The following is a 9,731-nucleotide window of genomic DNA, read 5'->3' as shown; positions in this document are numbered from 1 at the left end:
CAAGCAAGGCTGTTATCCAATTTCCAATAGATAAACCGCTTCCTGAAAAGCTAATTAAAAGAATTGTGGCATTCAGGAAAAAGGAGAATGAGGAGAAAGCAATTACAAAAAAGAAATAATTGATTGATCAATTATGCTTTAAAAAAATGAAAGATAATATGGTTTCATTACATCGGGTAATTATGGCAAGCCTGGAGAAGGTATTCCAGGCTTTTTCCCTCCCAATAAAAATTCCCGACGCATAATTCAGTATAGGATGTTAGTTAAGAATAGCAATAAATTAATAAGTGGAATCTTTATCACATTTTCCGGGAATTGTAAAAGGGCACTCACATTTTACCAAACCTGCTTTGGCGGAACCCTGCATTTTGAAACATTTGATAGGGAATTACAGGGTTTTACAGAAAAACCGGTCATTAGTGGCTCGTTAGTTTCTGATAGTATAGTTATTCACGGTTCGGATCTGGTCCACAACGAAGGAAGAAAAATAGGGAATTATCTTTCTATCTTTTTACGTTGTAAAAATACAGATGATAGGAAAATACTTATTGAGAAAATAAAATCTGGCCACAGGGGCCTATCGTACAGGAATTATGAAGAACAGGTGCTAATTGAAGTAACTGATGCTTTTGATGTGACCTGGATATTAGGTATTTAAAACGAGAATCAGAAAATCGGTCATAAAAAAAAGCAGTAACCATAAGATTACTGCTAGTCTTTATACTCTTAATTAATCTTTATACTTTTAATTGCTCTATCCAAAGCATAATCTTTAATTCCTGGCACTTTTAGTCCTTCCGCACGGAATACGGTAAGATCTGTCATACCTAAAAACCCAAGAAAAGCCTTCAGATAGGGGGCAACAAAGTCGTTGGCTTTCCCTGGTCCCTCTGAATAAACGCCACCGGATGACATAGCTACATAAACTTTTTTCCCTGTAACCTTTCCGATAGGGCCGTTTTCACCATATCCAAAAGTTATTCCTGCCCTGGTAATATGATCAATCCATGCCTTTAGTGCTGAATGAATAGTAAAGTTAATCAGTGGTGCCCCAATTACAATGATGTCTGCAGCGAATAATTGTTTAACTAAATGATCAGAAAGCAGGATAGATTCCTTTTCTTCTTTGGTCAGCTCATCGCTGGGAATAAAGAATGCACGGAGGACTTCAGGTTTGAGATGTGGTATTTCAATATCGACCAGATTTAACTCTTCAACAATGCTACCCGGATACTTTTCCTGAATTTCTTCAACAATGGCATGACCTAATTTAATACTGTACGACGTCGCACCTTGTATACTTGATTTTAAATGAAGGATATGTTTCATAAAATTGATTAATTATCAAGGGCAAAGCTAGGGCTAGGAGGTGATAAAAAGTTAGTCGTTACCCAAAGGTAAGCGCTTACATCGGGGTAAGTGATTATCTTTGCGATTATGAAAGTCATTAAAAATCAGCCGATACCAAGCAAGACAGAATGCGCGGGCTCACTTAGAAATGTTCTTGACGCCCTCTATGTGCTAAATGGGAAATGGAAGTTGGCTTTGATCCTTTCACTTGTACAATCATCCAAGCGTTTCAATGAAATTCAGAATGAAGTCTCCGGAATCTCCTCCAAGGTCCTAGCTAAAGAATTAAAAGATTTGGAATTGAATGACTTCATCAAGCGGAATGTGTATCCTACCCAACCGGTAAGTATTGTTTACGAGGCGACCAGTTATAGCCTGACCTTAAAAAATGTGTTGGCTGAACTAAGTAGCTGGGGGGAGCAGCACAGGGAAAAAGTTAAACAAAGCATGCGGAAGGAGTCTTGAATGGGAAAAGCCTCGATGTTGATTAAACACCGAGACTTGTCGTCCAAGCGTTACATTTGTTGAACACCGTTCAGGACGATTTAATGCATTTGGCGAACATCGAAGATGATCTAGCTATTGCAACTACCTCTTAGCAACGGTCACTTTTACTGAAATCACGTTTAAAAAGTACCTTACCATTTTGCTCAATATAATCCCCTGATACAATCAAATAGGGATGACTTGGCGAATTCCCTGCGCTGCGGCTTTTTACAGTTATTTTGTCATTCACTTTCAGGCTAGTTAACGGCTGAAACTCTTTAGGAGTAAATTGCATCATGTATTGTTCACCATCAATCTTCACGATAAGCCATTTTGGCCCTCCTGATTTTGCATTTTCACGATGAAAAGTAACAGAGGTGACCACGGCCTCCATATTCGCGAAAGACTCGATGTAGCCCTTTATTTTATCATGACTGCCCCTCACCTTTTTGCCTTCAGGAGATGCCTCCCATACCTTATATTTTATACCGTCAGGAGTTCCCTCCCATTGTTTCCTGGGATCCAGTGCGACTTTCTTGTTTGCAATGGACAACGGTTCTGAAGACCGACCGGTTTCAGTTTTAATGTTACGATTGGCAAATACTAGCCCGCTTACTACAACCAATACGAAGATCATCGCATAGGTGACATTTTTTTTATTTTTCATATTTTTTCAAATTGATTCAGCGAATCTACTTTGATATTTTGCGGGTCGAGTGGTTCGGATTGTAAATAAAAATGTAAACTTTGTAAATAAATCGTAAATAGTAGGATAATCGTCCGTCTTGAAGGATCCAGAATGAAATTCTTGCAGTTCTTATCCGAAAACACGACCAAATCTGATCGCTTTCCGAAGCCCGTAGGAGTTCCGTCCGATAGTTATCGGCACGATCCCCCTGTTCCATGAAATGGATGAAAACGACAAAAGCGATCGTTTCTGATCGCTTTTAGTAGCCCGTAGGGGAATCGAACCCCTGTTTCCAGAATGAAAATCTGGCGTCCTCACCCCTAGACGAACGGGCCATTTTGATTGCCWCAGTTTTAATTAAARCTGCGAAYCTTTTGGTAGCGGGGACCAGACTCGAACTGATGACCTTCGGGTTATGAGCCCGACGAGCTACCAACTGCTCCACCCCGCACTATATACAATTTGGTAGTTTTTGCTAAATCCTTAACTCTTCTTCCGAATTGGAATGCAAAGATATAATTCGTTTCTTTGCGGTGCAAATTTATTTCAAAAAATATTTTTATGTCGCATAAAGCAGGTTTTGTAAGTATCATAGGTAAGCCCAATGTGGGTAAATCTACCTTAATGAATGCCCTGGTGGGCGAAAAACTTTCGATCATCACTCCGAAAGCCCAAACAACCCGCCACCGTATTTTAGGAATTGTTAATGAAGAAGATTATCAAATAGTTTTTTCTGACACGCCGGGCATCATAAAACCTCGATATGGTCTGCAGGATTCTATGATGAGTTCCGTAAAAGGAGCACTAACTGATGCAGATCTAATCCTGTTTGTTACCGACATTAACGAGCAGCACGACGAGAATGATGTATTAGAGAAAATCATCAATACTACTATTCCAATGATTGTGTTAATCAACAAGATCGACAATGCAACCCAGGAACAGGTAGAAGAAAAGTCAGCATACTGGCAGGAAAAATTAAATCCAAAGCACATATATGCCATCTCAGCACTTCATCAATACAACCTGGAAGGCATCCTTACCATGATATTAGATCATTTACCGGAACATGCGCCGTTTTATGATAAAGAAGACCTTACAGATCGTAACCAAAGATTCTTTGTATCTGAGATCATCAGAGAAAAGATCTTTAACAACTATCAAAAAGAAATACCCTACAGTACGGAAGTAGTTATTACTGCCTTTAAAGAAGAAGAAAATATCACCAAAATCAGTGCTGAAATTATAGTAGAACGCGATTCTCAAAAAAACATACTGATAGGCAAAGGAGGTGCAAGTCTTAAAAAGGTAGGAACTGAAGCACGTAAGGATATTGAGAAATTTTTGGATCAGAAAGTATTTCTTGAAACCTTTGTAAAAGTAATTCCAGACTGGCGCAGTAAAAAGAACTACTTAAAAAGTTTCGGGTACGAAAATTAAGCTTACCTTTGCAACCCCTTAATAATTAATACAATTCACAACACAATATGAGCAATATTATCGCAATCGTCGGAAGACCAAACGTAGGCAAATCTACCCTCTTTAACCGCTTAACAGAAAGTCGTAAAGCCATTGTCGATGATTTTAGCGGCGTAACCCGCGACCGTCACTACGGTTCAGCTGAATGGACTGACAAACAATTCACTGTAATTGATACTGGTGGTTACGTAGCAAACTCTGAAGATGTTTTTGAAGCAGCTATCCGCGAGCAAGTGGTTATCGCTATTGAAGAAGCAAGTGTATTATTGTTTATGGTTGACGTAACCACAGGCATTACAGATCTTGACGACGAAATAGCGCAATTACTTAGAAGAAGTAAAAAACCTGTATTTACAGTAGTAAACAAGGTTGATAATACACAACTACAAAACGAAGCTGCGGTGTTTTACGGATTTGGCCTTGGCGAAATCTACCCTATCTCGTCTATGACAGGATCAGGAACAGGTGATCTTCTTGATGATGTGATCAAAAACTTTGAAGATCTTCCTGAAGAAGAAAACACGCTTCCTAAAATCACAATCGTAGGTAGACCAAACGTTGGTAAATCTTCTTTAATCAATGCACTGATTGGTAAAGACAGAAACATTGTTACTCCAATTGCAGGTACAACCAGAGACTCTATACACATTCATTATAATCAGTTTGGACATGAATTCATGTTTATCGATACTGCCGGTTTACGTAAAAAAACCAAGGTAAAAGAGAACATTGAGTTTTATTCTGTAATGCGTACAATTAAAGCCTTAGAAGAAGCCGATGTGGTGATCTTAATGGTTGATGCAACCGAAGGTTTAGAATCGCAGGACGTGAATATTTTCCACCTTGCAGAGAAAAACAAGAAAGGTATCGTAATTCTTGTAAACAAATGGGACTTAATAGAGAAAGACAATAAAACTGTAAAAGCATTCGAAGAGCAGATTCGTCAGAAATTGCAGCCTTTTACTGATGTGCCAATTGTATTTACTTCAGTAGTAACTAAACAACGTATTTTCCAGGCTATTGAAACCGCTTTAGAAGTACATAAAAACAGAGGCAAGAAAATCCCAACATCTAAATTAAACGATGTAATGTTGCCGATCATAGAAAACTATCCGCCACCTGCATTAAAAGGAAAGTACATCAAAATAAAATACATCACACAGATCAATGGAACATCACCAATGTTTGCTTTCTTCTGTAACTTACCTCAATACATTAAAGAACCTTATAAAAGGTTTATCGAGAATAAGCTTCGTGAACATTTTGATTTTAGCGGAGTACCAATCCAGATTTATTTCAGACAGAAATAAGCTTACTGCAAGCTATTTAACGCCTGTTTTACCATAGCATCACTTAGGTTAAGCGCTTTATAATAACCCGCATCACCTAAGTGATACTTACATAAAAGCACCTTCATATCATTTAGGATCAGTGGTTTTGCCGAAGCCAGCTGTTTCTGATCAACAACAACATTACGATTCTGAATATACTTTAGCAGGTCACGATAGTCTGCTTCACTGACATTAAAAGTAGCCAGATTCTGCTCAATAAATGGTGCAGAGTATCTGCTGGCTAAAACATCATAAACAAAATCAAACAATATCTTTTTAGACGCCAGCATAGTATAACATTTGTTATAACCCATAGTATCCATTTTTACATAAATATCTGGCTGGATACCACCTCCTACTAGTCTGCCCTTTATACTATCCTTTTTAACAATTTTTTTCGAAGCAGTAAGCTCTCCATCATTAAAACGATTCTCTATCTCATCCTGATAAGCTTTATAGCCATCTTTATACGATTTCTGAATACTTCTGCCAGATGGAGTATAATAACGTGCAATTGTTAAATTCAATGCAGATCCATCTACAAAAGGAAATTGCTCCTGAACAAGTCCTTTACCAAAAGAACGGCGACCGATAATAAGCCCCCTGTTTAGATCTTGTACCGCGCCCGCCAGAATTTCGCTGGCCGATGCCGTGTTTTCATTAATAAGCACCACTAGTTTACCATCTTCAAACTCACCTCCACCTGTGGCCACATAATCTGTGCGCGGCTCATGTTTTCCTTCGGTATAAACAATTAATTTATTCTCCTCAAGAATTTGATTAGCCAGCCCCGTTGCCGCCGTTAAATAGCCTCCCCCGTTGTCCCGAAGATCAAGTACCAGCTTTTTCATCCCTTCAGATTTAAGCGACTTTATAGATTCCACAAAATCACGATCAGTATCTGACCCAAATTTACTGATCCTCACATAACCAACTTCGCTGTTAAGCATATACGACGCATCGATACTACTCACCAGTACCCTATCGCGTTTTACCGTAAAAACAGTTGCCAGGCTACTGCCAGGATGCACAATAGTTAATTTTACTGCAGTACCCTTTTTTCCCTTGATCTTACCAATCATCTGTTCTCTTGGCAAAGCCTTGCCACTAACAAAAATGGTATCTATTTTAATAATTCTGTCGCCCTGTTTTATTCCGGCCAAAAATGCCGGGCCATCCTTAATTACATTTGTAACCAGCAGGGTGTCATTTAAAATGTAATATTCAATGCCTATGCCCTCAAAGTTTCCATTTAATGATTCAGCAAATTCATTCGCTTTTTCTGGTGGAAGATATATGCTATGAGGATCAAGTTTATGCAATAAACTATCAATAGGCAGGTTATTTAAGCTATCGGCATTAACCTCGTCTACATAGTTTTTATTAATGATATGAAGAATTTCATCAACCTTTTGCGCATTATTATCCGCTATATATGTTGTCTTTTGGAAGGTATATCCCTGGTCTTTCAGAAACTTATACCCAAAAAACATCCCACCTATTAAAGTAACTGAATAAGTGAGGGCAATTAAGAGATTATAACGGGTATTCTTTTTCATGGCTAAAGGCACCGTAAAGGTACAAAATTAGACTGTTATATAATCAATTAACCGCTTTGATTTTTATTTGTTTAGTATTTTTTCTATTACTTTATAATTGAGAAGAAATCCTTATTTTGAATTGATTTCCCCTATTATTTCTGGTTTAACAAGAAAATCACGAATTTTAACAAAAATTAATCTAATGATAAGAGTAACCGAGCAAGAATCAACGTATAACGATATTGATAAAATGTCAGTACTTGAAATTCTAAAGGGCATAAATGATGAAGACAAAACAGTTCCCTATGCTGTGGAAAAAGTAATTCCTCAGATAGAGAAACTGGCTTCTGCTGTTGCCGAGCGAATGATAAACGGGGGAAGGTTATTTTACATCGGTGCAGGCACAAGTGGCCGACTGGGTGTTGTTGATGCCTCAGAGTGCCCTCCTACCTTTGGTGTTCCGTTTGATTGGGTTGTTGGAATTATTGCCGGCGGAGACACTGCCATACGAAGAGCAGTTGAAAATGCTGAAGATGATGACCAGCAAGCATGGATAGATCTGCAGGAATTTAAAATTGATGCCAACGACTGTTTAATTGGTCTTGCCGCATCTGGAACCACGCCATACGTTATCGGCGGACTAAACACTGCCCGTAAAAATGGCATTTTAACGGGTTGTATTGTATGCAACGAAGGGGGGCCGATAGCTGCTGAAAGTGATTTCCCTGTAGAGGTAGTAGTTGGTCCTGAATTTTTAACAGGTTCTACCAGAATGAAGTCTGGAACTGCACAAAAACTGGTTCTAAACATGCTTAGTACTACGGTAATGATAAAACTAGGCAGGGTAAAAGGCAACAAGATGGTAGACATGCAGCTAACCAATCATAAACTGGTAGACAGAGGTACACAAATGGTAATGGACGAACTGAATATAGATTATGAACATGCTGCTGATCTGCTTATCCGTTATGGAAGTGTCCGCAAAGCGGTTGAATCTACTCATAAATAACCCGACATGCACGAAATAGAGCCTTACTATCTATGGCGTGATGACTATATCGCGGCAGAAGATGAGCGTTCTCCGTTCTACAACACTGAGTACTCGGAATTTTATTTCGACAAGCAGCTGTACAATTTTCTGTTACATCCCCAATGGGATGATTTCGGATCAAGTACAATGTATCTTAAAGTACTGTATGTTGACTACGATAGAAATTATGCAGTCATAGAGCTTATTGGAGAGTGGAACGATGCCATCGGCAACGACATTATGCTTCTGAAACGTGAAATCATTGAACTGATGATTGACGAAGGCATAAATAAATTCATACTGATAGGCGAAAACGTACTGAACTTCCATTCTTCTGAAGATAGTTATTATGAAGAATGGTTTCAGGAAGTTGAAGATGGGTGGATTACAGGCATCAATTTCCAGGAACATGTAATCAATGAATTCCGTAACAGCAATATAGATTATTACATCAATTTTGGTGGCGAACTTGACGATATGGCATGGAGAACCTTAAAACCCCTTCAGTTTTTCAAGAAAGTTGAAGAAATCCTGACAAAAAGGCTAGGGGCATAGCTTTTGTTAGAATGAAACAATTCGTATCTTTAAATAAATTTAAAACACATGAATAATAACAATAATAATGATTGGGCACAACAGTCCGTTTTTGTAGAAGACTTAACTGGTAAAGTTGCCAAGAAATTCTTCGCGAATGTTTTTTTATGGATGTTTATAGCTCTTGGTTTATCAACATTAGCTGCTTTGCTTATTTCAACTTCTCCTGCAGCTTTAAGTCAATTAATTAATTTTGAAACAGGACAAAGAACAATACTAGGTTATATCGCAATGTTTGCGCCTCTTGGTCTGGTAATTTTAATGGGAACAGGATTTAACCGCCTGTCTTATGGTGCTTTATTAGGCGTATTTGTTCTATTTTCGGTTCTATTAGGTGTTAGTTTAAGTTTTATATTACTTATCTATACCGCTGGTTCAATTGTAGCATGTTTTGCTGCCGCAGCGGGTATATTTGGAATAATGGCAGTTTTAGGTTACACCACAGATGTAGATTTAAGCAAATTTGGCCCAATATTAATGGTAGGTGTAGTAGGCTTATTCATTGCCGGTATCATTAACATGTTTATTGGAAGTGATCGTTTTAGCTACATAATGAGCTTCTTTGGAGTAGCAATCTTTACAGCTCTAACAGCATACGATGTTCAGAAACTGAAACGTATTGGTGCGGGTATTGAAGAAAATGGGGATCAAATGGCGGCAACTGACGCTAAGAAACTGGCAATTATGGGCGCTTTATCTCTTTACCTTGACTTTATAAACATCTTCTTATATCTACTAAGAATCTTCGGAAGCAGAAAATAACAACCTGTTTCTTAAAAATATTAAAGGCGGGTGGAGCATGAACTATGATCCCACCCGCCTTTTCGTTGTCAACATATTTATCTCTCATAGGCAGATTGCCATCTCTATAATTTAAACACATTTTAAGCTTTCAAATTCAGCTGTACACTGTGATGTTTTCAAAACAATGTTTCGAAGTTCTGAGTTAATTGTCTCCTCTATACAATTTTATATGCTTTAACGGCCGAAATTTTGGAAATGATTTTTCTTTGTTGCACCTTTGTAATGCTTATAGAGAAAGACGGAGGGATTAGACCCTGCGAAGTCTTAGCAACCTGTGCTTACAAGGTGCTACATTCTACTGGAGCCAAACAATTGGTTCCCGAAAGATAAGTTAAAGTCGACACCTAAACCGGACTTTTCGAATAAGCTTTGTATGTAATGAGTTCGGCACTTGTTTAGGCACAGCCTCTATCAACTTTAGCTCTGTC

The 9,731-nt window shown here is 38.3% G+C and carries 10 protein-coding genes, 2 tRNA genes and 1 riboswitch; of the genes, 7 read left to right on the top strand and 5 right to left on the bottom strand.

The window, feature by feature from the left end; translation table 11 throughout:
• The first annotated feature begins 256 nt into the window (after positions 1-256).
• Positions 257-658: a VOC family protein gene (locus tag AC1DG9_RS17410; RefSeq protein ID WP_172661907.1), complete on the top strand. Its 402-nt coding sequence runs from the start codon at positions 257-259 to the stop codon at positions 656-658.
• A 68-nt stretch (positions 659-726) separates the two neighbouring features.
• On the opposite strand, the gene AC1DG9_RS17405 is transcribed toward AC1DG9_RS17410, so the two are convergent.
• A complete protein-coding gene (locus AC1DG9_RS17405; RefSeq protein WP_172661908.1) occupies positions 727-1,329 on the bottom strand; it encodes an FMN-dependent NADH-azoreductase in 603 nt (200 codons plus the stop codon).
• Between the two features lie 108 nt (positions 1,330-1,437).
• Here AC1DG9_RS17405 and AC1DG9_RS17400 point away from each other — a divergent pair, with 108 nt between their 5' ends.
• Positions 1,438-1,815 carry a winged helix-turn-helix transcriptional regulator gene (locus tag AC1DG9_RS17400; RefSeq protein ID WP_172661909.1) on the top strand — a complete coding sequence of 126 codons (378 nt, stop codon included), beginning with the start codon at positions 1,438-1,440 and terminating at the stop codon, positions 1,813-1,815.
• Between the two features lie 130 nt (positions 1,816-1,945).
• Here AC1DG9_RS17400 and AC1DG9_RS17395 read toward each other — a convergent pair whose 3' ends face one another.
• From AC1DG9_RS17395 to AC1DG9_RS17385, 3 genes are all read right to left on the bottom strand, one after another.
• Positions 1,946-2,473: a hypothetical protein gene (locus AC1DG9_RS17395; RefSeq protein ID WP_288884147.1), complete on the bottom strand. Its 528-nt coding sequence runs from the start codon at positions 2,471-2,473 to the stop codon at positions 1,946-1,948.
• Between the two features lie 314 nt (positions 2,474-2,787).
• Positions 2,788-2,859, bottom strand: a tRNA-Glu gene (locus tag AC1DG9_RS17390).
• Between the two features lie 40 nt (positions 2,860-2,899).
• Positions 2,900-2,975: transfer RNA gene (locus tag AC1DG9_RS17385), tRNA-Met, on the bottom strand.
• A gap of 110 nt (positions 2,976-3,085) precedes the next feature.
• On the opposite strand from AC1DG9_RS17385, the gene era reads away from it, so the two are divergent.
• Together era and der are read left to right on the top strand one after the other, a co-directional pair.
• On the top strand, positions 3,086-3,964 hold the full coding sequence (gene era, locus AC1DG9_RS17380) for a GTPase Era (protein WP_048903657.1): 879 nt from the start codon (positions 3,086-3,088) through the stop codon (positions 3,962-3,964).
• A 47-nt stretch (positions 3,965-4,011) separates the two neighbouring features.
• Positions 4,012-5,313, top strand: coding sequence for a ribosome biogenesis GTPase Der (gene der, locus AC1DG9_RS17375; protein WP_068887998.1), 1,302 nt, complete (start codon positions 4,012-4,014; stop codon positions 5,311-5,313).
• Positions 5,314-5,315: 2 nt separating this feature from the next.
• On the opposite strand, the gene AC1DG9_RS17370 is transcribed toward der, so the two are convergent.
• Positions 5,316-6,893 (bottom strand): S41 family peptidase, encoded by a 1,578-nt coding sequence (locus AC1DG9_RS17370; RefSeq protein ID WP_172661911.1) that lies wholly within the window; start codon positions 6,891-6,893, stop codon positions 5,316-5,318.
• A 184-nt stretch (positions 6,894-7,077) separates the two neighbouring features.
• On the opposite strand from AC1DG9_RS17370, the gene murQ reads away from it, so the two are divergent.
• The 3 genes from murQ to AC1DG9_RS17355 are packed head-to-tail and all read left to right on the top strand — an operon-like array spanning position 7,078 to position 9,261.
• The gene (gene murQ, locus AC1DG9_RS17365) at positions 7,078-7,884 is read left to right on the top strand and encodes an N-acetylmuramic acid 6-phosphate etherase (protein ID WP_172661912.1); all 807 of its coding nucleotides are present in this window, start codon (positions 7,078-7,080) and stop codon (positions 7,882-7,884) included.
• Positions 7,885-7,890: 6 nt separating this feature from the next.
• Positions 7,891-8,460, top strand: a complete 570-nt coding sequence (locus tag AC1DG9_RS17360; protein WP_172661913.1) for a hypothetical protein — start codon at positions 7,891-7,893, stop codon at positions 8,458-8,460.
• Positions 8,461-8,508: 48 nt separating this feature from the next.
• Positions 8,509-9,261 (top strand): Bax inhibitor-1/YccA family protein, encoded by a 753-nt coding sequence (locus AC1DG9_RS17355; protein ID WP_172661914.1) that lies wholly within the window; start codon positions 8,509-8,511, stop codon positions 9,259-9,261.
• A gap of 265 nt (positions 9,262-9,526) precedes the next feature.
• Positions 9,527-9,636: riboswitch (SAM riboswitch) on the top strand.
• The last annotated feature ends 95 nt before the right edge of the window (positions 9,637-9,731 follow it).

This window comes from Pedobacter sp. 05L430, from assembly GCF_056397585.1.
The sequence above is the reverse complement of the archived record's forward strand: the minus strand, read 5'-3'. Positions and strand labels throughout refer to the sequence as shown.